This is a genomic window from Vibrio sp. 99-8-1, assembly GCF_013114595.1.
Classification (GTDB): domain Bacteria; phylum Pseudomonadota; class Gammaproteobacteria; order Enterobacterales; family Vibrionaceae; genus Vibrio.
Window position 1 is genome coordinate 1 of the sequence record NZ_VTXE01000003.1, and the last position, 23,819, is coordinate 23,819.

Sequence of the window (23,819 nt, forward strand, 5' to 3'; positions counted from 1 at the left end):
AGTGACCTCAAGATGCAGGATTCAGAGCAACATCAACAAGTTCAGTTCAAGAAAGATAATTGAAGGAATGGCATTCCCTTTCAAGATTATCTGACGCAGAAATGAGCGTGTTGATGTACTCCCAAAGGGCGAGTTTTATTGGCTCCTGCTCTGTGTTACTGATTCTTGCCGTAAAATGACTATGCCTTCAAATCAGTGCCTTGATCAGCAGCCAATAAATTCTCGCTGAACAAGCACCTTGAGGTCACTTGAGTATAGCGGCACTAACTTAACGATAGATGCCTATGACCATTGATATCAAAACAGATTCTGAGCCGACAATTAGCTGTTCTAACTGCCACGCTTGTTGTTGTCGCTTAGAAGTCATGATTTTAACAGACACTGGTGTACCAGAAGAGCACATTGCGGTAGATCGTTGGGGCGGAGAAACCATGCTGCGTTTAGATGATGGCTGGTGCTCAGCATTAGATAGAGAAACCTATATGTGTACCATCTATGAAAACCGCCCGTGGATTTGTAGAGAGTTCGAGATGGGCTCTTATGAATGTCGTGATGAAAGAGTGGGTTTGTAGTTCTATTCTTTGAGGTAATCCTATGGATATTTTTATAATACCAGTTGAATAAATATCCACTCATCCCCATATCCTTGAAACATGGATAACACTACGGATAGTTGAATGGATTACTTATTTGCCGTTACCCTTTTTGCCGTCTCCTCTTCGGTAACGCCCGGCCCCAATAACATTATGGTTATGACCTCTGGTGTCAATTTTGGCATCAAGAAAACCCTTCCTTTACTTAGCGGAATTTGTATCGGCTTCACCATTATGTTGTTGTTGGTAGGATTGGGGTTTGCGCAGCTTTTTGATCTGTTTCCGAGTTTACACATGATTATTAAATGTATCGGAACCCTATATCTGCTCTATTTAGCATGGTTAATTGCTAAGTCTGCTGGTGCTATCGGTTCTGACAACCAAACAGAGCCGTTATCCTTTTTGAAAGGGGCATTGTTTCAGTGGGTTAACGCAAAAGCATGGGTGGTGGCGACGGGGGCTATAGCCGCGTTTACCACGGCAGGAACCAGTTTTTACGGGCAAAACCTCACCATCGCCTTAACGTTTTTTATTGTTTCATTTCCTTGTGTTGGCATATGGCTACTGTTCGGTTCTATGCTGAAAAAAGTATTAAAAGATCCGCAAAAACGAGTCTGGTTTAACTATACGATGGCAGGCTTGTTGGTGTTGTCTGTGCTACCTGTCATTAACGAAATCGCTCAGCCACTACTTCATCTGTAATAGAGAGCTCTGCTATGTGTATCTAATGAATCTCAACATGTCGCATTCCGGGTATGTAAATCGAGGGAGTTCTCATTGGCTTAGCCATAAAAAATAGGCAGGCTCTTCACAAGGCCTGCCTATTTAACCTCAACTCAGGATAAGAAAGTCAAGACGCCATATTTAATAATAAGTTAAGCTTTAACTAGGCGCAGTGCTGCTATTTTTTGATTGTGTTGGCGAGGTTTGATTTCTCTATTATTCGTTTAGTTAAAAACGATCTGGAAAATCAGAGAATATCGCGTCAACTTGCTCTAGTAAGGCAAAGTCTTCTGCCCGATTAACGGTGTAACACCATACCTGATAACCCTGTTGCTTTAGCGTATCTAGCTGATTTTGTGTCACAAACTGATAGTTTAAGTGACAACTATAGGCAGACACTTTTTGTAACTGACTCTGTACTTCGTCGCTGTACTCTTCACTAATAACGCCAATTCGAAATGCAGAGCATTGCTTGGCTAACTCATCTAAAACGGCGAAAGAAAAACTAGACAGTAAAACCCGATCTGTTGAGATACCAGATAAAATCAGGGCTTTTTTAAGGGTTCTGACCACTTTTCGTGCATTAGTGGTATCCAATTTCACTTCAATATTCAGGTGAAGGCCATGTTCTTTGGCTAAAGCTAATAGCTCATCAATGGTCATTATCTGTTCATTGGCACTTTCACTGGAGAACCATTGACCAAAATCCAATTGACGAATTTGATCTAACGTAAGGCTGTCAACACGTCCAGTACCATTACTACAACGGTCTACAGTGAAGTCATGACACACCACTAACTCACCATCTTCAGTGGGCTGAATGTCAATTTCTACCCAGTTAAGTCCTAGCTCAACGGCTTTTAATATGCTCAGTCGAGTATTTTCGGGATAGCACCCAGAAAAACCTCGGTGGCCAACAATTTTTGTTGTCATGATGGAGATCTCTTTAGTGTACGAAGATGGATGACATTGTATTCAGTTTACATCTAGGTTCAAGCGTTGCGATTCACAGTAATTTATTTTTACCGTGTGTTTGCTCATATCAGGCAATTTGCTGAAAGGCAGACAGAGCCGTAAGTCGCTTACCTTGAGTATCAAACAGGTGTAGATTCTTATGTTCTGCATACAGGGTTAGTGGCTGTTTCGTGTCCAATGTCATTTCTGGTGTAACGGCGATGAATGCTTGCTGGTTATATTTGCCGTGAACCAGTTGATTGGGGCCAAGTGGTTCTATTACGCTAAGGGATATACTCAGCTGTACGCTGTTGTCCAGTGGGGTAATTTCTGCTTGCTCTGGGCGAATACCTAGCGTGATTTCTTGATCTTTTAGGTGGGCATATTCTTCAAGGAAAATAACCTGCTTGCCGAGAACAATATGACCATCTTGTATGTGTGCAGAGAGAAAATTCATTGCTGGACTACCTATAAAACTGGCAACAAACTGGCTGGCGGGTTGATGGTAGACTTCTGATGGCGTGCCTACCTGTTCAATCTCACCTAGATTTAATACCACAATTCGGTCAGCTAACGTCATTGCTTCTACTTGGTCATGGGTAACGTAAACACTGGTGACTGACAGTTTTCGTTGTAGTTTTTTGATCTCTAACCGCATATGGGCTCTTAATGAAGCATCCAAATTAGATAAAGGCTCATCAAAAAGAAAAAGCTGGGGGTCACGCACAATGGCTCTACCCATGGCTACTCGTTGACGCTGCCCTCCAGAAAGCTTTGATGGTTTTCTGTCTAGGTAGGCTTCGATTTTTAGTGTTTTAGCAACCTGTTGAATTTTTTGCTCAATCTCACTTTTTTTCACCCCTCGATTTTTGAGGCCGTAAGCAAGATTATTGTAAACCGTCATGTGCGGGTAGAGAGCATAGTTTTGGAAAACCATCGCGATATCTCTCATTGAAGGCTTAGTGTCATTAATCTGCTGACCATTTAAGGTGATCATTCCTCCCGATATTGTTTCAAGACCAGCAATGGAGCGTAAGATGGATGATTTTCCGCATCCAGAAGGCCCGACAAGAACGATAAATTCCCCTTGAGAGATGGAAAGGTCAATGCCTTTTACCGCTTGATGTCCGTTGTCATAAGTTTTTCTCAGTTGTTTTATTTCTAGCATGGTTTATTCCTTAATATGTGGGGCGTCTTTTTTTTAATGCCATTGGTGGCTACTTTTCGCTTTCAATGAGGCCTTTTACAAACCATCTCTGGAAGATTATTACGACTAAGATTGGGGGTAGCATGGCAAGAATGACCATGGCGAATGCGTAGTTATATTGTGGTTTCGGCGTTTCATTGATGTTGCTTAATATCTGCTTAATACCCATTACCATGGTGTTGTAGTTCTCGTCTGTGGTCATCATGATTGGCCACAGGTATTGGTTCCAACCCACCACAAACATTATGATGAAAATAGCCGCCATCATGGTTTTTGATAGAGGCAATAATATGTCGATAAGAAATCGGATTGGTCCGGCGTTATCCAGTTGCGCAGCTTCAATCAGTTCATCTGGAATGGTTTTAAAAAACTGACGAAAGAAAAAAGTGGCGGTTGCAGAAGCGATCAATGGAATGATTAACCCAGAAAAACTGTTCAACATTCCTAAGCTCGACACAACTTCGTAAGAGGGAATGATGCGAACTTCCAATGGCAGCAATAAAGTGACAAATATGAGCCAGAACCATGCTGAGGCATAAGGGAGACGAAAATAGACCAGTGCATAAGCTGCAAATATGGAAATAATTATTTTTCCTATCGCAAAACCCATTCCCATGACTAATGAATTAATAATCATAGTCTTGGCGGTAACATTGCTAGCAAAACCTTGGCTCTGAGTCCAAGCTTGGTGATAAATCTCTTCTAATTTATCTCCGGGCCAAAACTGCAGCCCTTGCGTTAAAATGGTGGAGGAGTCGTGAGTTGAGCTAGCAAAAATCATCCAAATTGGGATCAGCATAAACAGTGCGCCAACAGTAAGGATGAGATGATCGCTCCAGTGATTTGATTGCATATTTAATTCTCCTTAGTAGTGCACACGTTTTTCGATAAACCTGAACTGTAGGTAGCTCAGAAATAGAACGATTAATAACAGCACCACTGATTGAGCCGAGCTGCCACCGAGATCAGCGCCAACAAACCCATCGGTAAATACTTTGTAAACCAAAGAGGTGGTTGAGCCTCCGGGGCCACCTGCTGTCATTGTGTCAATGACACCAAATGTATCGAAATAGGCATAAGTAAGGTTAATCACCAGCAAGAAGAATCCGGTAGGAGCCAGTAGTGGAAATGTAATGGTCCAAAACCGTCGGCTATCGCTATCACAATCCAAAGTAGACGCTTCTTTTACTGAATATGAAATAGACTGCAAACCCGCGAGAAAGTAGACAAAATTGACAGAGACTTGTTTCCAGACGGAGACTAAGACAAGGATGAATATCGCTTGTGTTGGGTTTGTTTGGTAGTGGAAATCCACGCCGAGAAGGGCGAATAGATCCACAAACATTCCAATATGAGGGTTAAAGACAAAATAACCCATTATGCCTGCTACTGCGGGTGCTACGGCATAAACCCATGTTAATAGAACTTTGTATGCGCCTTGCCCATGGATAACCTTGTCTGCTTTTACGGCAAGTAATAGCGCCAATGCAAGAGAAAGAAAAGAGACAATAATGGAGAAAAAAAGAGTAAACCCAACCGCTTTTAGGTACTCGCCAGATTCGAAAAGCATCGTATAGTTTTCGAACCAAACGAATGTAGAGGACATTCCCCAAGGGTCTTCCAGCATAAATGATAGATAGACAGCTTTAGCAGCAGGGTAGAGAAAAAAAACCGCAATAATCATGATCTGCGGTGCTAATAAAATGTAAGGCAGAGGAGAGTGCCGGAAATTTTGTCGATGTTGCACGTGAAAACCTATTTGATTAAGTACCCCAACGGACGTTGGGGTACTGTGAGAATGGCTACCAACAAGAGATAAGTTACTTAACGGTACGAGCAAAACGTTTTAATAGTTGTTTTGCTTCGTTATCAATTTTTGTCAGGCTCTCTTTAACGCCAGAATCGCCCGCAAAAATTTTGTCGGTTTCGCGGTACATCACTTCACGTATTTGAGGGTAAAAGCCCAAACGGTAACCTTTAGTCCACTCACCACCATCAAGACTTAGCTGTTTAACACCAATTTCTGCGTCTGGATTGTCTTGGTAGTAACCGGATTTTTTGGTTAGTTCATAAGCCGCATTAGTTACAGGGACATAACCTGTGGTCTTGTGCCAGTACATTTGAACTTCAGGGCTGGTGAGATAGTTAAAGAAAGCGGCGACCCCTTTATCTTCTGTTTTTTCATGACCAGACAGAGCAAATAGTGCCGCTCCACCGATAAAGGTGACACCCGCATCTTTGTTTACCGATTTCCAGTAAGGCAGATACGTAGTCCCTAAGTTAAAGTCAACGCGTTCACGAAGGCCACCGAATGAACCTGAAGAACCAATCCACATAGCCACTTTTTTGCGCTCAAATGGTGTTTGGTTTGCAGACCAGTCTTTACCGTAATATTTGTAATAGCCTTTATCCGCCCACTCTTTCATTTTAGTGAAATGCATTTGTAGGTTTTTAGAGCTGTACTTAAGCTCGGTAGCTGGGGCATCAAAGCCATTGTTTTGATCAGCTAACTGCTGATTGTGTCTAGCTTTAAAGTTTTCAAAGAAGATCCAAGGAGTGTGAGACTGAGAAAATGCAGCATGCCCTTTGTTTTTCAACTTGTTGGCGACGACTTCCATCTCTTCATAAGTTTTTGGTGGTTCAACCCCTGCTTCTTTTAACATATCAGCGTTGTAATAGAGAACGGGTGTAGAGCTATTGAAAGGCATTCCGACCATTTTGCCATGACTATCAGCATAGAAGTTACGAACACCAGCCAAGTAAGCTGAAGAGTCGAATCCGTAGCCAGATTCAACCAGAATATCTTGTACCGGTTTGGCAACACCTTTTGCGTTCATAATGGTGGCGGAACCAGCATCAAAAACTTGTAATATGTTCGGCGCTTCGTTGGCACGAAATGCGGCAATACCTGCCGTCAGGGTTTCGGTATATGACCCTTTATAAACAGGAATTAATTTATACTCTGATTGTGTGGCATTAAAATCTGTTGCGATCTTATTTACAGTATCGCCGAGTTGTCCACCCATGGCGTGCCACCATGTTACTTCCGTTGTTGCTAGTGCAGTTGTTGATACGCTTGCGCCCAATAGTCCTGCTAACCATAGCTTGTTCATTCTGATTTCCTTTGTATCTGAAAAATATCATCAAAAGTTTCGTGCGAATATTGCTTTTTTCGTTCGAATACATGGTGTCGATCATTGATGACAAAATGGTTTCAGTTATCTATCAATTTTGTGAATGATTTATTTGAAAAATATTACGAAAGTGTCTGGAAGGTAGTACTAAACGGCTGCAATCAAGAGCGACAAAGTTTATTACTATGAAAATTATAGTTACCGGAACCACTGGCAGGGTAGAGCGCCAAATCTATGTCTATTAACGGTAAGTTGTATTTTATCTATGTGTTATGAGTATCTATTTTAGATACTTGAATCTTGTAGTGAATGTGCGAGGTGAGTATAGATATTGAGTTATTCATTTTAAAGCCCTAAATATGTAAGCACATTTTAGGACGAGACAGACTAATAATTAAAGGGACACTCAATGAAGTGTCCCTTTTGCGTCATCTCTTAACGTACGTTAAGGCAAAGCCAACATTTACTCTAAGCCGTTACAGCTTGTTGTTTTTCATTTTGCTGTTTCAAGAATGCATAACCAAATCCGGTCACTGCGGTACCTGCTGCAATCGCTGCAATGTACATAATGACGGGTGAAATAGCATTAGGAATAAACAGTACGAACAGACCTCCGTGAGGCGCAAGTAACTCACAACCGAATAACATGGACAGTGCACCAGCAACAGCACCGCCAGCCATAGTACAAGGAATGACACGCATTGGATCTCGTGCTGCGAACGGTATAGCACCTTCAGAAATAAAGCATAATCCTAGTACGAAAGAGGCTTTACCACCTTCACGTTCATCTTTGTCAAACTTGTTCTTAGCAATGAATGTCGCTAAACCCATACCTAGCGCAGGAACCATACCCGCAGCCATAACGGCCGCCATTGGTGCGTAAGTTTCTGACGCGAGCAGGCCGACACCAAAGGTATAAGCAGCCTTGTTTACTGGGCCACCGAGGTCGAAACACATCATGCTACCCAAAATAACACCCAACACGATGGCATTGGTGCTGCCCATGTTGTTCAGGAATTCGGTCATTGCAGACATAATGCTCGCAACGGGACCACCGACAATGTAAACCATGACTAAACCAGTAAACAGTGTTGCCACGAGAGGAATAATCAGTATTGGTTTAAGTGCTTCCATTGATTGCGGAAGCTGAACTTTATCCGCTAAGAACTTAGCTGCGTAACCCGCGATAAAGCCCGCTAAGATGCCGCCAAGGAAACCTGAGCCTATAGAGCTGGCCAACATACCACCAACAAGACCAGGAGCAAGGCCCGGACGGTCTGCGATAGAGAATGCAATATAACCCGCTAATACTGGAATCATTAGAGCAAAAGCGGAACCTCCACCAATGGTCATTAATGTGGCGGCTAAGGTGCCTTCTTCTTTAAATGCTTCAATACCAAATACAAACGAGAGGGCGATAATTAATCCACCCGCAACCACGACTGGAAGCATATGTGAAACACCCGTCATAAGGTGTTTATATGCCCCTTTTTTCTCATTAATAGAAGAAGCTGCCGCACCTTGAGAATGGGTGTAAATGGTGGCGTTGGCGAAAGCATTATCCATTTCTTGAGAGGTTTTCTTTAGAGCGGGACCGGTCGTCGTTTTGTAGAGTTTTTTGCCGTTAAAGCGGTCAAGAGGAACGTCAATATCCGCGGCAATAATGACTAGATCAGCTTCGGCAATTTCTTGATCCGTTAGTTGGTTTTTGGCGCCAACACTACCACGAGTTTCGACTTTGATTTGATGGCCACGACGTTTACCTTCATTTTCTAGTGCCTCTGCGGCCATGAAAGTGTGCGCAACTCCTGTCGGGCAGGCGGTAATCGCGACAATTTTTTTGCTGTCTTGATTGATAGATGTATTCATAGTATCCGCTTCTGTTTTGGAAAGTTCAGTTGCATTTGCTAGTGCGTTCTGTAACCACGTTTTAGCATCTTGTATTACTTCTGATATATCGGATTGATACACTTTTTTACCCGCAAATCGAGTGGTATCAACGGTGGTATTCGCTGCGATAACAATCACTTCTGCATTGTTAATGTCATCTGTAGATAGTGCTGTACCTTGGATAACGGTAGATTGACACTCTATTTTTGCGTTAATTTGCAAAGAGTGTGCTGCTTTTTCAAGCAAGCCTGCGGCGAGGACGCTATTTGCGACACCGCTGGGACAAGCTGTAACAATTGCTATATTCATATTTTTGCCCTTGTTTAACTGATTAGTTCAACTGGCTTAGTTGAATCTGTTGTTGTAGACGGTGCAGTTCATTGATGTCTTGAACGCCAACGCCTACTTGAGAAACGGCTAACGCAGATAATGCGGTAGCGAATGTCAATAATTCTGCTTTTTCCATGTTTTGCATGTGACCCCAGCAGAGCCCTGCGACGAGAGTATCTCCAGCACCTACCGTGCTTTTTACCTTCATTTTTGGTGGTTTAGCCATCAGCCATTGATCGTTGTGCAGCCACATCACCCCATCAGCTCCCATAGAAACGACAATATTGTCGATGTTCTTTTTGGCTAGATCTTCAGCAGCACGACGGCAAGAGTTAACATCGGTAAGAGGGTGACCAATAAAGCCTGACAGCTCTTCATCATTGGGTTTTATTAACCAAGGCGCTTGGTTTAACCCTTCTGCTAATGCTTCTCGACTGCTATCAAACAACACTTTTTTTCCAGCCTGACGCAGTGCTTTAATCCAAGTTGCGCATCGTTGGGGGGTGATTCCTGATGGTAAGCTGCCAGCAATAACAAAATATTCATGATCGTTAGCCAGTTCAAACAGAGTGCGTTCAAAGGCAACAATATCCTCTTCGCTTACGGTCACTCCGGGGAAATTGATATCACTAACGGCACCAGACTCTTCCACCAGTTTTACATTGATACGAGTTGCACCTTTTGCCCGAATAAAGCGGTCTGTAACGGCTATTTGCTGGAAAAGTTGTTGAAACATCTCTTGATTATCTTCCCCAAGAATTCCTGTGACGGTAACATCGGCACCAAGATCGGAAAGTACCTGAGCAACGTTTACGCCTTTACCCGCAGCATGTAATGAGCCTTGATTAACCAGACTGACCGTGCCTACGTTCAGTTGGTCTAGGTTGCCAGTTAAATCCAATGCTGGATTAAGGGTAACGGTAACCACTTTTTTAGTGGGCATAGCGGTTTGATTTAAGGTTGAAGTCATAATGCTGCCCTTATCCTTCCCCAAGACCAGACTCAATAGCTGAGCCTATTGATGCAAGTGCTTGAGTGGCATCAGTGCCAATCGCGGAAAACTCTAGTTGGTGTCCGTGTTTTACGCCCATGGCGATGACTTTCATTAAGCTTTTGGCGTTAACCATAGTGTTTTGTCCATCGAGGTTCTTAACCTTGATGATGGACTCAAATTTTTTCGCTTCTGCAACAAGCATCGCGCCTGGACGAGCATGCAATCCGTGAGCATTTTTGATGGTAAAGGTAGCGGTTTCTTCATCTTCTTTACTCTGCTCTTCAACTTGATCTTGAGTAAACAAAGTTACTAAATCGTGGCTTTTACCCGTCGTGATTTTGCTTTGTTGTTGGTTGAATATCAGTTCGCTTAGTATGGCTAACACGTTTTTATGTGCAGCGTTACAAACAGCAAAGACCATCAACGTTTTAACGGGGTTGTTGTTAAAGCGGATGTCTGCCTTAGTGCTCACAATAGACAAACTGGTTTTGGTAACGGATTCCGTTGAGCTGACCATCCACAACCCGTCACCAAGGTAAGTCGGCTGTTGATTGACTAAGTGAGAGGCGAAATCAGCTTCCGCTGCATGATTGTTTTGAATCAAGCCAGCGGCAACGGCGATTAATTGGGTGATATCGTTGGCGGGAAACTCTGTCTGGATTAGCTGGTTATTGAGATGTATCTCGAACTGCACATCACCATTCAACAGAGCAACAATATCTTGTGCTGACGAGGCTTGTTTGAGCTTATCTTCTACCCCTTCAGATGACAGTACTTTGGTCAATTGCTTCAAAATTCCAAGGTGTTCGTCTGACTTGGCTGCAATACCGATGGCAATATAGACCGTATTGTTGTCTCCCCAATCAACCCCTTGAGGAAAGTGGTGCACAACGACACCGGTTGAGTTCACCAAATCACGGGTATCTGTGGTTCCGTGGGGGATAGCAATACCATTGCCAAGAAAGGTTGAGTGTTGTGACTCTCGGCTAAGCATGCCATCGACATAACCCGCATCGACAAGCCCTTTGTTAGCGAGATCACGAGCAAGTTGCTGAATAGCAGTGGTTTTCTGTTTCGCGACTTGCTGTAGTTGAACATCTTGAATAGTGAGCTTTAGCATGTTGAGCCTCATTTTTCGCGTTTATAAATATGACAAAAACCGATCTGTTTATCGCCATTCATCATTATTTTCATTTACTGGCTGAATCGGTTCAGCAAATATTTAAAAAAATTCAGCAAACCGAGTTCATTGGCTGCTGACAGTGAAATTAGTGATTCAAATCAAATTTCAAGTTTTGCTGAATCCTTTCAGCTTTTATACTGAATCGATTCAGCGTACAATTCAAGTTAGAATAACGATTAAAAATAATTTTTATGATCCTTCGCACAAAAAGGCAGCGAAAATGACATTGAATGAAATCGCAAAGTTAGCGGGTGTCTCAAAAACAACGGCCAGTTATGTTATTAACGGTAAAGCAAAGAAGTACCGGATCAGCGAAAAAACTCAGGCAAAAGTCATGGCGGTGGTGGAGAAGCATAATTTTCGACCCGATCATGCTGCTTCATCGTTAAGAGCGGGCAATAGCCGTTCTTTTGGTTTAATCATTCCTGATTTAGAAAACACCAGTTACGCCAAGTTAGCAAAGCTTTTGGAGCAAAACTCGCGTAAAGCGGGCTACCAGATCTTAATAGGTTGTTCGGATGACGAGCCTGACATTGAAGAGAGTTTAGCTGATGCATTAATTAGCCGAAGAATTGAAGCGTTATTTGTAGCCAGTTGCTTGCCTAACGCCAGCGAATTTTATTTGAATGCACAAAAGTCAGGTACACCTATCATCGCCATTGATAGACCGATGGATGACGAACATTTTGGCTGTGTGATCAGTGAAGATTTTACCTCTGCATTTGATTTAACTGAGTCGGTGATCTCTGAGCATACTCAAACCATAGGGCTGATTTGTGCACTTCCAGACTTAAGCATTTCTAAACAACGTGAAGCGGGTTTTTCATCGTCTGTTCAAAACAATAACCTGAAAAGCATGGTTGGCTATGGGCAACATTTTGATCGTAGCTCAGGTAAAGAGGTACTGACAACATGGTTGAGCAACGATACCTTACCAGACGCCATCGTTACTACATCATATACGTTATTAGAAGGCGTGTTGGATGTGCTCCTCGAACATCCTGAACTTATGAAGAATGTTAAGTTGGCCACATTTGGTGATAACCGCTTACTGGACTTTTTGCCCATTAAAATCAATTCACTGCCGCAACAGTTCGAATTGATTGCCGATAGTGCTTTGGAGCTTGCACTAAATGCGTCTGCTGAACGAGCGAAATCCGGTATCGATCTAGTGCCGAGAAAACTGATTATCCGTTTGTAACGTCTTTGTTGGCACTCAGCGTGCGTCTTTAATGAGGCCATTTTCTTATCAGATAATGAATAGAGTATAAATGAGAGCAAGAATAAGACGCAGGCACTCGCTATCGTGCCCGCATCTTATTTAGGGGGGTGCTTTGTTATTCAGCCTAGAAACCTAAGCTGAAATATAGTTGAGTAACTGCTGTTTATTTGGCAATGCGGTCATCGCTCCTTTCTTGGTTGTCGCCAATGCACCGCAGCCATTCGCCCATTTTATTGCATCGATAATATTATCCCGTTGTTGCCATTGCTGACTCTGTGACAGTCGAGCAAGTAGACCACCGACAAAGGCATCTCCCGCTCCTGTGGTATCTACGGGCTTTACTGCCTGGGAACTAATTAATTGCTGCTGTGAATTGTGCACAAGCAGAGCGCCTTTAGCGCCTTGAGTAATAATCATCACCGGGATATGGTATTGAGCGATATTATCTATGCCTTGTTGCAAAGACTCACTATCGGTTAAGTACAGCAGTTCATCATCTGAAAACTTAACCACATCCGCCATGGCTACAGCTTTAAGTACTTCAGTTTTTATCTCTTCTGGTTTGCTCCACACCTCTTCCCTTAAGTTGGGATCAAAACTGACATAACCACCTGCGGCTTTTATTTCACTCATCGCTAAAAACGTCGAGCTTCTGCTTGGCTCATTTGCCAACGCAATAGAGCAAATATGTAGCCACTGACCAGCTTGGAATGATGGAATATCGTTTGGCTGAAGAAACTGGTCTGCGCTAGGTTTTACCATAAAGGTGAAACTGCGTTCGCCGTCATCATCTAGGTCAACAATGACGGTAGAAGTACGCTGCTCGTTATCGAGTTGCAAATAGAATGTATCAACTTGTTCGGACTCTAAGGTTTGCTGCATAAAACGACCAAGTGGATCATTGCCCACGCGGCCAAAGAAGGCGCTGTCGGCTCCAAGACGTGACGCCGCAACGGCAACATTTGCAGGAGCCCCTCCGGGACATTTTAAGTAAGTTGTTTCACTATTAGCAATAAGATCAACTACGGCGTCGCCAGAAAGCCAAATTTTGTTCATAGTCATTTACCTTTGATGTGAGCGGATAAGGTTAATCATTACCGGATCCACTGGCTGGTGAAAGGGGCCAGAATTGACATTGAGCTTTTCCTTTAAGCGCAATTCCAGTGGCGGTATTCGGAACAAATATGCGACTGCTCATCACAAACTCGCCCTGATTAATAAAAATTTCTAACGATGAATTGTCGGAGAGAATATGCAAATCAACCACTTCACTCTGAAGTGCCAATTCGCGAATAGTATCCCCTTGCCGAATCTGAGTTTTGCTTCTGTCTAGGTACAAGGTGCGGTTCTCTTTATTCAGTGCAATAGTGACTTGGTTATTGTCATCTTTGAACAGCGACAAAGTATCCCCCCAGTGTAATTGTACTTTTAGTTCAAACGAGCGAGTTGCCAGTGACATCGTCGAGTTATCTAGTGTGAACTCCTCTAAAGGTTTGCGTAATGACGTGAGTTCACTCACCGGTTGTTGATAAAGGTGTCCGTCATTGAGGGAGAGTTCGCGTAAGCAGGTGAGCTGGTGGATCCAGCCATTATCCACTGTTGGGTGATTGACTTCATCGGGAAGCCCCATCCAAGCCGTTAATACTCGTCGCCCATCTTCGGTTTGCAATGTTTGAGGGGCGTAGAAATCGAAACCGTGATCGAGCTGTTCAAAATCTGACATGGACAAGTGGCCTTGCTCAGAAATGGTCGCTTTTAGGTAACCATTATGATGAGGAGTGGTGTGGTGTTGGCTTGTAGATGTAATACCTTGTGGGCCGATAACCGCCAATAAGTTGTCGTCTAACAGAAATAGATCGGGACACTCCCACATATAGCCAAAGTCACCCAGTTCATCGCCATAAAGTTGGTCAAATTGCCAGTTGTAAAGGTCTTTAGATTTGTATACCGCGAGACGACCAGTTAAATCTTGACGTTGAACGCCGAGTAACATCCACCATTCATCGCCAATCTTGACCACTTTAGGATCACGACAGTGAGGCGTTACTCCTTCTGGTAGGGAGTCTATAACTGGGCCAATTTTGTTAAAGTCGATACCATTGTCGGAGACCGCCAAACATTGGGTTGTTTGCCGTTGACGTTCTTCACCAATCCGAACATTGCCGGTATAAAACAGCATTAGCTGCTGTTCGTTGCTTACCGCGTGGCCGGAAAAAACACCATGGCTATCAAACCAGTCAGAGGGTGTTAAAGCGATAGGTCGTGCCTGCCAATGGACCATATCTTTACTGGTTAAGTGTGCCCAATACTTATCTACGTGCTGACACTGAAAAGGAGACCACTGATAAAATAGGTGGTATTCGCCATTGTGGTAGATAAACCCATTGGGATCATTAAGCAGCCCTGATGGAGGAGCGATGTGCCAACTCGGACGGTAGTGGCATTCAACTGGTTTTTCCAATGATTGGATGGCGTTAAGCTGGCGGTTTTTAATGCTGCTACCAACCGACAATAACTTATACAGGTCTACCGTATGAGCAGGACGAAAGCTTACTTGAGACATAGCTGCATTCGTATTAATTTTAGCATCATTGACGACGAGGCTTAGCTGGTCTACTTCGAATATAAGCTGTTCGTCGCTGTGTAATATGCGAGATATGTTGTTGATGCCGCCGCAGCTTGCAATGTAATTTTCTAGCATTTCGTCGATTTCTGTATTTTCGGGAACGTTTGCAACTATAATAAAAGAAACCTCTTAACTCAAGAGGTTTTAGAAAGGGTGACAATAAAAGAGTGCTTTAAGGGCGGGCTTTAATGGATCTGTTGCTAAAAGAAGAGGCCTTTTCGCCAAGACACGATTAACAAGATTGACGTTCAATATTCTTGAATTTCAAAACGACTTTGCTCATAAGTTGTTGTTTACCATTGATTAAATCTAATATTACCGATGCGGCGGTTTCTCCCGCAGATTCAAAAGCGTAATGAAATGTTGAAAGGGAAGGGCTAGCAACCATACCTATTTCATCGTTACCTACTCCTATAACTTTGATCTCTTTACCGACTTTTTTACCACTCTCTTCGATCGCTTTAATCGCGCCAATTGCAATCTTGTCCGTTGCGCAGAATATGCCATCTAACTCTTTGTTTTCTTTTATAAGATTCTTGGTTTGTTGGTAGCCTGACTCTATGGTAAATTCACCTCTACTGTGAAATATGGGTTCACCAAAACCAGACATTGATAGCTGTTGAGATAAGCCTTGATAGCGCATGGAATCTACCGCGATATCATCTATAGCAACGCCGATAAAGCCTATATGTCGACAGCCCGCAGCTATTAAACGCTCTCCAGCCGTAAATCCAACTCTAACGTCATCATGTATAATGCTCGGAATATCAAAAAGTGAACCATCTTGACCGATAAGAACGACAGGAGCGCTCGACTGCTCGATCACTTTAACCAGTTCATTATCTAAATGTGTCGCGTAGAGAATTATCCCTTCCACTCTCTTTTGGTTAAAGAGCTTGATGTACTCAATCTCTTTATCGTGATTGTGCTGACTATTGGCTAATAAAACGTGTTTTCCATGCTTGTCGAATACATGACTCAGGCCATCAACCCCTTGTGCAGTGGAGTTTGAAGAGAGAGCTGGGACAATGACACCAATCAAATTGGTTTTTTGTGATTTCAGATCTTTGGCGACTTGGTTAACGACGTAACCGCACTCTTCGATAGCTTTTTGAACGATCTCTTTGGTGCTTTTTTTTACGCCATACTCGTTATTTATCACTCTGGACACCGTGGATTTCGATACTCCAGCTAGCTTTGCGACGTCGTGTAAACCTGCCATTAATTCCAACATTCCTATTTTATGCAATTGTTACCAATTTTCTCAGTAATCACTGCAGATTGACAGCGATATAAATCCATTTACCCCCTATTCTGATGAGCAATAAAGAGATTTTGATCACATATAAGTCATATTTGTTTTGACTGATGGGGTGATTTTCATAAAACTCGGTTTTGCAAACGTTCCCGAAACTAAATTTAGTTACGTAACATTCAATAATTGGAGTTGACTATGAATTACCCTGCTGTTGCAAAAGAGCTTATGCAGCTACTTGGTGGTAAAGACAATATTGAAGCTTTAGCGCATTGTGCGACTAGGCTTCGTCTTTCTGTTAAAGATGAATCTCTCATTCAAGAAGATGTCATTGAGAACTTAGATGGTGTTAAAGGCCAGTTTAAGATTTCTGGCCAATACCAGATTATTTTTGGTTCTGGCATTGTTAACCAAGTTTATGCTGAAATGGCAAAACTAACGGGTATCGCTGAAATGTCTACTCGTGATGTCGCAAGCGCGGGGGCTCAAAAGCAAAACTTAGCACAACGTTTAGTTAAAGGTTTGTCGGATATTTTTGTTCCGATTATTCCTGCCATTGTTGCTGGTGGTTTATTAATGGGGGTATTCAACCTATTAACGGCATCAGGACTGTTTATTGAAGGGCAGTCATTGATTGAGGCCAATCCTGGTCTTGCTGATCTGGCGAGTATGATTAACACCTTTGCTAACGCTCCTTTTGTTTACCTGCCTGTTTTGTTAGCGTTTTCTGCCTCTAAGAAGTTTGGTGGTAACCCATTCCTTGGTGCGGCTTTGGGTATGTTGATGGTTCATCCAGATTTGCTTAATGGTTGGGGTTTTGGTGGTGCAAGTGTGTCAGGCACTATCCCGGTCTGGAACATTTTTGGTTTTGAAATTCAAAAAGTGGGTTATCAAGGTTCTGTTCTACCTGTATTGGTGGCAACATTTATTCTTGCACAAGTTGAGAATGGGTTACGTAAAGTTATCCCTTCTGTATTGGACAACTTGTTAACGCCAATGCTGGCTATTTTTATTACTGGTTTCCTTACCTTCACTTTGGTTGGCCCTATTACTCGTGATATCGGTTTCCTATTAGGTGATGGCCTAAGCTGGTTATACGACTCTGCTGGCTTTATTGGTGGTGCGCTATTTGGCTTTATCTATGCTCCGTTTGTAATCACAGGTATGCATCACAGTTTTATCGCGATTGAAACTCAACTGTTAGCGGATATTGCAATAACTGGCGGTACATTTATCTTCCCTATCGCGGCTATGTCTAACATTGCTCAAGGTGGTGCGGCACTGGCTGTCGGCTTTACGACTAAAGACCTTAAAACGAAAGGTATCGCTATGCCATCGGGTGTGACGGCGTTATTAGGTATTACTGAACCCGCTATGTTTGGTGTTAACCTTAAACTGCGCTACCCATTTGTCGCGGCGATTATCGCGGCTGCAATCTCGAGTGCCTTCCTAACGATGTTTAATGTAAAAGCGACAGCATTAGGGGCTGCGGGTATTCCAGGTATCATTTCAATTAGCCCAAATAGCATCTCTATCTTTGTCATTGGTATGCTTATTTCGTTTGCATTGTCTTTTGCGTTGACACTTGTACTTGCGACCCGTCAAAAAGCAAAACAACAACAAACTCAAGCTGAAAAAGCCGTTGCTTAACAGTAAGGTTATTGCTTAATTTACAATGTAAAACGCCCACTTATTTCAAGTGGGCGTTTTTTATGGGCATGTCCCAAATCTCACTGTGTTAACCGTATTCTTAGCCAACAGGTGATGTTATCTGCTTATGCTGCATTTGTTGCCGACGCTTTTGCTTTGCTGCGTAAGGTGTAATTGACCAAAGCAATCAGCACTGGTACTTCGATCAGTGGACCAATCACTCCGGCGAACGCTTGATCAGAGTTGATACCAAATACCGCGATAGATACGGCTATGGCCAATTCAAAGTTATTGCCTGTAGCGGTATAGGCGATAGAGGCATTCTTGTCGAAAGGTAATCCCATTTTTCGTCCGATGGCAAAGCTGGTAAAAAACATCAGTACAAAATAGAGAGTGAGGGGGATTGCGACACGAACGACATCCATAGGTAGCTCAACGATCATTTCACCTTTTAAACTGAACATTAGAACAATGGTTGCTAACAGAGCGATTAATGTTATTGGAGATATAGCCGGAATAAAGACCTCGTTATACCACTCTTCACTTTTCACTCTTGTTAATACTTCACGGCTTACAAACCCTGCCAAGAAAGGGATACCAAGATAGATCATGACACTTTTGGCAATGTCAGCCATGGAGATGTTAACGACCATGCTTTGATAGCCGAATACAGGTGGGAGTACAGTAATAAACAACCAAGCCATAAAGCTGTATGTGACAATTTGAAACAAGCTATTGATGGCTACCAGTGCTGCGCCATACTCACGATTTCCACCGCCAATATCATTCCATACCAGTACCATGGCAATACAACGCGCCAATCCAATTAAAATAATACCGACCATGTAGCCTGGGTAGTCAGCAAGAAAGGTCAGTGCCAGTACAAACATAAGAATGGGACCAACAATCCAGTTCATGATCAGTGAAAGGGTTATTGCTTGTTTATCCTTAGTTACTTTTCCCAATAGACGGTAATTCACTTTCGCTAATGGTGGGTACATCATCAAAATTAAACCAATAGCGAGTGGGACATTGGTGGTTCCAACTGACATCGCTTCATTTATCTCAACAACTTGAGGGAATAGAGTGCCGATAGCGACGCCAAGGATCATAGCTACAAAAATCCAAACCGTAAGGAAGCGGTCAAGTAGGCCTAGTTTTGCTTGTGTTTGATTTATATCCACAATAATTTCTCTGTTCGTTTATCGTCGAATGACGATTATTTAAGTTACAAATGGTTAAGGGTACAAATGACTAAAGCTATATCATTTACATGTCAGTTTAGTGGCAAATGGTGGAAAAAAGCGCTGAAAATTGGTCGAGTTTATGACGATTTATTCGATAGCACATTTTGGGTGGAATAGGTTCAGCAGATATAAATTCCGCCTGCTTTAAGATTCGTAAGTGCTCGGATACCGTTGATTGTGCTAACCTTAGCTCTCCAACCAGATCACTATTTAAACAGCCATCCAAGTTGTCCAGAGTTAACAATATTTTTAAGATTCTCACTCTAGCTGGATGAGAGAGTGCTTTTGCTAATGCGGCAAGCTGTTGTTCTTGTTGTAGCTCTTGCTCAGTAGAGGAAAAAGCTTGTGCATTGCTATTGCATCCGGTTGTCATAAGTTGCTGCCTATTTATCGCCGGCCTTTCTCCATTACTGATTTAATGATGAAAAGTGGCATATTGATAGTTAATCGTCGAATTGCGATTAATGTTACGCTTCCCTGTTAAAACAAGCAACGATTATTTTACTTTTACGGTTTATCTTCGTGATTCCCCGTTTTAAGTGTTGGCTATGTTTATTGCGAAATATGTTGTTGGACAAAGTCGATAAAGGTTCGCATCTTAGCGGGCATATGCTTGGTTTGTGTGTATTGCATAATAATTTTCCCCTGATAATTACTTTTAATGGTCCAATCGGGTAACACGCGAACAAGTTGTTTGTTAGCGACCAACTCCTGAACAATAAAATCTGGAAAGATTCCTATCCCAAGATTGGCGAATACAGCATCCAAACGCATGCCGGTATTATTAACCGAATAGCGCCCCGCGACAGACACTTTTGTTTTCTGTTTGTCTTGTTCAAATTCCCATTCGTTATCATGAAGAGTTTCGCCAAGATGAAGACAACTGTGGTGGTATAAGTCATCGGGCGTTTGGGGAGTCCCCGCGTTTTGCAGATAGTCTGATGTCGCGCATAAGTATAGGTCGACACTGCCGATCTGCTTGGAGACCAAATGCTCACTGGCTGAACGAGTTAAGCGAAACACAATATCAACGTCATCATGGATAGGGTCGAGTAGGCGATCCGTTGCTTTAACATTTAACTCAATATTGGGGTATTGCTGCATAAACTGCAAAAGCAGTGGCGAGAGTACTTTACGACCATAAGCTTTAGGAATAGAAACTCGCAATTTGCCGTTGATCTCTCGCTGGGTGGACTCAGAAATATTCACCATTTCTTTGGCGTTATCCACAATCGCTTGGCAATGGATTAATGCTTCTTTACCTGCAGAAGTAAGAGATTGCTTTCGGGTGGTTCTCTCCAGTAAAGAGACGGAAAGCGAATCTTCTAAGTTGGCTATCTGTCGGCTAATTCTTGACGGCGTGACCCTAAGTTTTTTACTTGCAGCGGTGAAGCTTCCTTCTTCAACCACCGTAACAAACGCCACCATATCTGGCAGTAAATGGACAATTTTATTTGTGCTCATAAGTCATAAGTATTGTGAGTAATTAGCGTATTATATAACAATTAAGCATAGATTAAGATAAAGCAATTAGGTGGTAACTGTTAAATAAAACTGAAAGAGATAGGTAGATGTTATTGTTTCCATGCAAAAAAATACCCTATGCCGAATTGCTATTGTTGCTTGTGGCGATTGCTTGGGGGACAAGTTATAGCGTAACCAAAATGAGTTTGGTGTACACCACAGTGTTTTGTTTTCTGTTTATTCGCTTTTTTATGACCTCATTTATTCTCTTGCCACTGTTTATTTATCGTCATTGGCAAGGCAAGACTGGGCCATGGAAGAAGGCGATTCCTAGTGGCGTTGTTCTGTTTGCCATATTTTGCGCAGAAACGTACGGTGTTCTTCACACCACGGCTTCAAATGCCGCTTTTTTGATCAGTATTTGCATATTGCTGACACCGTTGGTTGAGTGGTGGTGGCTAAAAAAAGCACCGGCAAAATCACTGTTCTTATTTGTTGTTATCTCCTTGGTTGGCGTGCTGTTACTGACCGAAATTAACCTCTCAGAAATCTCTTTAAATCAAGGGGATTTCTATATTCTAATTGCCGCCCTGTTGCGGGCGGTGATCGTGGTGATGACCAAACAGGTCATCAATAGTAAATCTCTTTCTGCCCTCGAAATTACCACCGTCCAGTCAAGCATGGTTATGTTGCTTTCGCTTACTGTTGTCATTGTGTCGGGGGAATTGGATTTTCTAATGGTTCGTGATGACACATTTTGGTTAAACACCTTGTATTTGGTTACTGTCTGTACCTTGTTTGCCTTCTTTGTTCAGAACTACGCGATAAAACGCAGTTCTCCTTCTCGGGTTTCTCTTCTGATGGGGTCTGAGCCTGCATTTGGTGCTCTGTTTGCGTTTATCTATTTAGGGGAGACGTTTAGTTCTTGGCAACTGTTTGGTGCGGTGCTGGTGTTAACTTCGACCTTGTGCGTGGCAGCGAATATAGCCGATAAACCACTCTTCATAAGAGAAAAGTGGCTCAAACAGAGTTGATGTTATTTAAGCAATGAATGATGAATTTTTACCACCATTTTTTTTACATTAATTTGTGTTTCAGCGCTGCAGCCGGGCTTATGAGGTTCGGTTGGAAAAAAGAGTGCACAATCGCCAGTGCGAAGAGTAATTCTCTGCGGGTTGGCAACATTGCTGAGTAATTGAAAATCGCTTTTTTCATCATAATCTGTGGCAGGAGTGTTGTCAGCGTTGGGTAGTCCATATTCAATAGTCTCAGTTCCTGAAAGAAGCGTTTGAATATCAATGTATTGCTGGTGTAGTTCCGCTTGTTTATCTGCTGCGGCTTCGGTGGTGTACTCCATGACAACTGCGAACATTAAATCGCCTTTAATATCATGGCGACCGATCGCGACATTTTCAGGATCGTCGATAGAAGCGATATATTGCAAACCCTGTCTAATGGCTTCTGGCAGATAGTGGTAATGTTCAATTTGATTAATATGGCATAACAACATCGTAATGTCCTTAAATGAAAAAGGGGAGCTTTCGCTCCCAAAAGACTACATTAATAGGTTTGGCAAAAACATCACTAAAGATGGAAATAGTATAACCAGTACTAAAACCATGAAAAGTGGCACTAGAAATGGAATGACCGAACGAGCTAACACCGGAAATGGAATATTACCGACTTTAGCAACTACAAATAGGGCGACCCCCATAGGAGGAGTTAGAATTCCCAACATCATATTTAAGACCATAACCACGCCAAAATAGACAGGGTCGATACCCAAAGAGATAGCCACTGGTAATAAAATGGGTACTACTAATAGTAATAGAGCAAGTGTTTCAATAAATGCTCCTAAGACCAATAACATTAAGTTAATAGCCAGCATAAAGATAATAGGGTTATCAGTGAAGTCGAGGAAAAACTCCGCAGCATGCTGTGGGATTCTTTCTTTCACTACGACATAACCAAATAGACTGACACCGGCGATCAATAAGCCAATAACAGCAGAGGTGTTTACTGTTTCTCTGATTATTTCCACTAGTTTCTGAAAGTTAAGCTCTTTATAGACAAAAAAACCGAGAAACAGAGCATACATAGATGCGACAACGGCGGCCTCGGTAGGTGTGACAAAACCAGAAAAGATCCCACCAATGATGATGCCCGGAGTTAAGAGTGGAAGTACAGCTCCTTTTAATGCCTGACACGCTTCTTGTCTTGTTGCTTTTGGATGTACGGGATAGCCTCGTTTTCTCGCAATAAAAAAGACCAAGGTCATAAGAGCTGCAGCGCATAAAAATGCGGGTACGATACCACCAATAAAAAGAGCACCAATGGATGCGCCAGATGTCACTCCATAGATAACCATAGGGATACTTGGAGGCATTAAAGGACCAATGACACTGGATGCTGCGGTAATCGCCCCAGAAAAGTCATCGTGATAACCTTCGTCGCGCATCGCTTTGATTTCAAGTTGTCCTAAGCCACCAGAGTCAGCGTGTGCCGAGCCTGACATACCTGAAAATAAAAGGCTCGCTAATACATTTACATGCCCTAGGCTTCCTGTGTAGTGGCCAAGCATGGCTTTGGCAAAGCGGAACATTCTTTCCGTGATACCACCGCTGTTCATAAGCAACCCAGCGAAGATAAAAAATGGTACGGCTAGCAGAGGAAATGAATCTAATCCTGCTAACATTTTTTGTGGAGCCAGTGCAATACCGCCATTAAAGGTCAAGTAAACTAAAGAGGTGACCAATAGAGTCATAGCGACCGGCATACCGATGGCGAGTAATGTTCCCCAGCCAGCAAAAAGAGTAAACATTTATTTGTGCTCCTCTGAGCTATGGCACGGCGTGTGTGCGTGTTGACCTAACAGAATTAAACTGTCTTGAAATATGTTTATGGTTGAGCGAATCGCCATTAAAGCGAAACCTACAGGAATTATTACGTACAGATACGAGACAGGAATATCCATTGTGATAGCTTGCAACCTGTCCATACGAAGTGTGGATGTATATCCGAGCTTAACTAGGTATAAGCAAGCCAGTAAGTAGATAAAATGTATACAGATAAAAAGTAGAGCACGACCTCTAGGCTGAAGCATATTTGGCACGAGATCGACCGTGATATGATCTCTTTTCGAAACAGCTTCACTGGCACCAAGCATAACTATATAGATGTAAAGCCAGCGAGAAACTTCTTCCGTCCAAACAATAGACATATCAAAAAAGTAACGACTGAATATTTGCAAAACTAGGGTAATAAACAGCACGACAAACAAAATGGTCGACATGTTTCTTTCAGCGTTTTTAATAAAGCATAACATGATAGGTTTTTCCGATTTAAGG

The 23,819-nt window shown here is 42.6% G+C and carries 22 protein-coding genes; 5 read left to right on the top strand and 17 right to left on the bottom strand.

The window, feature by feature from the left end:
* The first annotated feature begins 284 nt into the window (after positions 1-284).
* Both F0227_RS01885 and F0227_RS01890 read left to right on the top strand, forming a co-directional pair.
* Complete coding sequence (locus F0227_RS01885; RefSeq protein WP_171751468.1) at positions 285-572, top strand: YkgJ family cysteine cluster protein; 288 nt, start codon at positions 285-287, stop codon at positions 570-572.
* Positions 573-677: 105 nt separating this feature from the next.
* On the top strand, positions 678-1,295 hold the full coding sequence (locus tag F0227_RS01890; RefSeq protein ID WP_171751469.1) for a LysE family translocator: 618 nt from the start codon (positions 678-680) through the stop codon (positions 1,293-1,295).
* A gap of 249 nt (positions 1,296-1,544) precedes the next feature.
* On the opposite strand, the gene F0227_RS01895 is transcribed toward F0227_RS01890, so the two are convergent.
* From F0227_RS01895 to fruB, 8 genes are all read right to left on the bottom strand, one after another.
* A complete protein-coding gene (locus F0227_RS01895) occupies positions 1,545-2,249 on the bottom strand; it encodes a glycerophosphodiester phosphodiesterase family protein (protein WP_171751470.1) in 705 nt (234 codons plus the stop codon).
* Between the two features lie 109 nt (positions 2,250-2,358).
* Positions 2,359-3,438, bottom strand: coding sequence for a sn-glycerol-3-phosphate ABC transporter ATP-binding protein UgpC (gene ugpC, locus F0227_RS01900; protein WP_171751471.1), 1,080 nt, complete (start codon positions 3,436-3,438; stop codon positions 2,359-2,361).
* Positions 3,439-3,487: 49 nt separating this feature from the next.
* Complete coding sequence (ugpE, locus tag F0227_RS01905; protein ID WP_171751472.1) at positions 3,488-4,330, bottom strand: sn-glycerol-3-phosphate ABC transporter permease UgpE; 843 nt, start codon at positions 4,328-4,330, stop codon at positions 3,488-3,490.
* A 12-nt stretch (positions 4,331-4,342) separates the two neighbouring features.
* Entirely contained in the window at positions 4,343-5,224 is an 882-nt protein-coding gene (locus F0227_RS01910) for an ABC transporter permease subunit (RefSeq protein ID WP_171751473.1), read from the bottom strand.
* Between the two features lie 73 nt (positions 5,225-5,297).
* Complete coding sequence (locus F0227_RS01915) at positions 5,298-6,590, bottom strand: extracellular solute-binding protein (protein WP_171751474.1); 1,293 nt, start codon at positions 6,588-6,590, stop codon at positions 5,298-5,300.
* Between the two features lie 489 nt (positions 6,591-7,079).
* Positions 7,080-8,810, bottom strand: a complete 1,731-nt coding sequence (fruA, locus tag F0227_RS01920) for a PTS fructose transporter subunit IIBC (protein WP_171751475.1) — start codon at positions 8,808-8,810, stop codon at positions 7,080-7,082.
* A 22-nt stretch (positions 8,811-8,832) separates the two neighbouring features.
* A complete protein-coding gene (gene pfkB / locus F0227_RS01925; RefSeq protein WP_171751476.1) occupies positions 8,833-9,801 on the bottom strand; it encodes a 1-phosphofructokinase in 969 nt (322 codons plus the stop codon).
* Positions 9,802-9,811: 10 nt separating this feature from the next.
* Entirely contained in the window at positions 9,812-10,945 is a 1,134-nt protein-coding gene (gene fruB / locus F0227_RS01930; RefSeq protein WP_171751477.1) for a fused PTS fructose transporter subunit IIA/HPr protein, read from the bottom strand.
* A 283-nt stretch (positions 10,946-11,228) separates the two neighbouring features.
* Between fruB and cra the strand changes: the two genes are divergently transcribed.
* A complete protein-coding gene (cra, locus tag F0227_RS01935; RefSeq protein ID WP_253822008.1) occupies positions 11,229-12,209 on the top strand; it encodes a catabolite repressor/activator in 981 nt (326 codons plus the stop codon).
* A 153-nt stretch (positions 12,210-12,362) separates the two neighbouring features.
* Here cra and F0227_RS01940 read toward each other — a convergent pair whose 3' ends face one another.
* The 3 genes from F0227_RS01940 to F0227_RS01950 all read right to left on the bottom strand — a co-directional run bounded on the left by F0227_RS01940 (position 12,363) and on the right by F0227_RS01950 (position 16,078).
* Positions 12,363-13,286 (bottom strand): aminoimidazole riboside kinase, encoded by a 924-nt coding sequence (locus F0227_RS01940; RefSeq protein WP_171751479.1) that lies wholly within the window; start codon positions 13,284-13,286, stop codon positions 12,363-12,365.
* A gap of 31 nt (positions 13,287-13,317) precedes the next feature.
* Positions 13,318-14,931: a glycoside hydrolase family 32 protein gene (locus tag F0227_RS01945; RefSeq protein ID WP_171751480.1), complete on the bottom strand. Its 1,614-nt coding sequence runs from the start codon at positions 14,929-14,931 to the stop codon at positions 13,318-13,320.
* 157 nt (positions 14,932-15,088) lie between these two features.
* The gene (locus F0227_RS01950; protein WP_171751481.1) at positions 15,089-16,078 is read right to left on the bottom strand and encodes a LacI family DNA-binding transcriptional regulator; all 990 of its coding nucleotides are present in this window, start codon (positions 16,076-16,078) and stop codon (positions 15,089-15,091) included.
* 231 nt (positions 16,079-16,309) lie between these two features.
* On the opposite strand from F0227_RS01950, the gene F0227_RS01955 reads away from it, so the two are divergent.
* Positions 16,310-17,761, top strand: coding sequence for a sucrose-specific PTS transporter subunit IIBC (locus F0227_RS01955; RefSeq protein WP_171751482.1), 1,452 nt, complete (start codon positions 16,310-16,312; stop codon positions 17,759-17,761).
* Positions 17,762-17,886: 125 nt separating this feature from the next.
* Here F0227_RS01955 and arsB read toward each other — a convergent pair whose 3' ends face one another.
* From arsB to F0227_RS01970, 3 genes are all read right to left on the bottom strand, one after another.
* Positions 17,887-18,945 carry an ACR3 family arsenite efflux transporter gene (arsB, locus tag F0227_RS01960; RefSeq protein WP_345775788.1) on the bottom strand — a complete coding sequence of 353 codons (1,059 nt, stop codon included), beginning with the start codon at positions 18,943-18,945 and terminating at the stop codon, positions 17,887-17,889.
* 97 nt (positions 18,946-19,042) lie between these two features.
* A complete protein-coding gene (locus F0227_RS01965) occupies positions 19,043-19,381 on the bottom strand; it encodes a winged helix-turn-helix domain-containing protein (RefSeq protein ID WP_171751483.1) in 339 nt (112 codons plus the stop codon).
* Between the two features lie 179 nt (positions 19,382-19,560).
* A complete protein-coding gene (locus F0227_RS01970; protein WP_171751484.1) occupies positions 19,561-20,472 on the bottom strand; it encodes a LysR family transcriptional regulator in 912 nt (303 codons plus the stop codon).
* 107 nt (positions 20,473-20,579) lie between these two features.
* On the opposite strand from F0227_RS01970, the gene F0227_RS01975 reads away from it, so the two are divergent.
* Positions 20,580-21,506, top strand: a complete 927-nt coding sequence (locus F0227_RS01975; protein WP_171751485.1) for a DMT family transporter — start codon at positions 20,580-20,582, stop codon at positions 21,504-21,506.
* Positions 21,507-21,508: 2 nt separating this feature from the next.
* Here F0227_RS01975 and nanQ read toward each other — a convergent pair whose 3' ends face one another.
* The 3 genes from nanQ to F0227_RS01990 are packed head-to-tail and all read right to left on the bottom strand — an operon-like array spanning position 21,509 to position 23,764.
* Positions 21,509-21,982 (bottom strand): N-acetylneuraminate anomerase, encoded by a 474-nt coding sequence (nanQ, locus tag F0227_RS01980; RefSeq protein WP_171751486.1) that lies wholly within the window; start codon positions 21,980-21,982, stop codon positions 21,509-21,511.
* A 45-nt stretch (positions 21,983-22,027) separates the two neighbouring features.
* Complete coding sequence (locus F0227_RS01985; protein WP_171751487.1) at positions 22,028-23,293, bottom strand: TRAP transporter large permease; 1,266 nt, start codon at positions 23,291-23,293, stop codon at positions 22,028-22,030.
* On the bottom strand, positions 23,294-23,764 hold the full coding sequence (locus tag F0227_RS01990; RefSeq protein ID WP_171751488.1) for a TRAP transporter small permease: 471 nt from the start codon (positions 23,762-23,764) through the stop codon (positions 23,294-23,296).
* Between the last annotated feature and the right edge of the window lie 55 nt (positions 23,765-23,819).

Excerpts from the sequence above, each read along its gene's own strand:
- F0227_RS01945 (WP_171751480.1), bottom strand. The coding sequence starts at position 14,931 with ATGCTAGAAAATTACATTGCAAGCTGCGGCGGCATCAACAACATATCT.
- ugpC (WP_171751471.1), bottom strand. The coding sequence starts at position 3,438 with ATGCTAGAAATAAAACAACTGAGAAAAACTTATGACAACGGACATCAA.
- ugpE (WP_171751472.1), bottom strand. The coding sequence starts at position 4,330 with ATGCAATCAAATCACTGGAGCGATCATCTCATCCTTACTGTTGGCGCA.
- F0227_RS01965 (WP_171751483.1), bottom strand. The coding sequence starts at position 19,381 with ATGACAACCGGATGCAATAGCAATGCACAAGCTTTTTCCTCTACTGAG.
- F0227_RS01975 (WP_171751485.1), top strand. The coding sequence starts at position 20,580 with ATGTTATTGTTTCCATGCAAAAAAATACCCTATGCCGAATTGCTATTG.
- F0227_RS01950 (WP_171751481.1), bottom strand. The coding sequence starts at position 16,078 with ATGGCAGGTTTACACGACGTCGCAAAGCTAGCTGGAGTATCGAAATCC.
- fruA (WP_171751475.1), bottom strand. The coding sequence starts at position 8,810 with ATGAATATAGCAATTGTTACAGCTTGTCCCAGCGGTGTCGCAAATAGC.
- F0227_RS01970 (WP_171751484.1), bottom strand. The coding sequence starts at position 20,472 with ATGAGCACAAATAAAATTGTCCATTTACTGCCAGATATGGTGGCGTTT.
- F0227_RS01955 (WP_171751482.1), top strand. The coding sequence starts at position 16,310 with ATGAATTACCCTGCTGTTGCAAAAGAGCTTATGCAGCTACTTGGTGGT.
- pfkB (WP_171751476.1), bottom strand. The coding sequence starts at position 9,801 with ATGACTTCAACCTTAAATCAAACCGCTATGCCCACTAAAAAAGTGGTT.
- cra (WP_253822008.1), top strand. The coding sequence starts at position 11,229 with ATGACATTGAATGAAATCGCAAAGTTAGCGGGTGTCTCAAAAACAACG.
- fruB (WP_171751477.1), bottom strand. The coding sequence starts at position 10,945 with ATGCTAAAGCTCACTATTCAAGATGTTCAACTACAGCAAGTCGCGAAA.
- F0227_RS01895 (WP_171751470.1), bottom strand. The coding sequence starts at position 2,249 with ATGACAACAAAAATTGTTGGCCACCGAGGTTTTTCTGGGTGCTATCCC.
- F0227_RS01985 (WP_171751487.1), bottom strand. The coding sequence starts at position 23,293 with ATGTTTACTCTTTTTGCTGGCTGGGGAACATTACTCGCCATCGGTATG.
- F0227_RS01915 (WP_171751474.1), bottom strand. The coding sequence starts at position 6,590 with ATGAACAAGCTATGGTTAGCAGGACTATTGGGCGCAAGCGTATCAACA.
- F0227_RS01890 (WP_171751469.1), top strand. The coding sequence starts at position 678 with ATGGATTACTTATTTGCCGTTACCCTTTTTGCCGTCTCCTCTTCGGTA.
- F0227_RS01990 (WP_171751488.1), bottom strand. The coding sequence starts at position 23,764 with ATGTCGACCATTTTGTTTGTCGTGCTGTTTATTACCCTAGTTTTGCAA.
- nanQ (WP_171751486.1), bottom strand. The coding sequence starts at position 21,982 with ATGTTGTTATGCCATATTAATCAAATTGAACATTACCACTATCTGCCA.
- F0227_RS01885 (WP_171751468.1), top strand. The coding sequence starts at position 285 with ATGACCATTGATATCAAAACAGATTCTGAGCCGACAATTAGCTGTTCT.
- F0227_RS01940 (WP_171751479.1), bottom strand. The coding sequence starts at position 13,286 with ATGAACAAAATTTGGCTTTCTGGCGACGCCGTAGTTGATCTTATTGCT.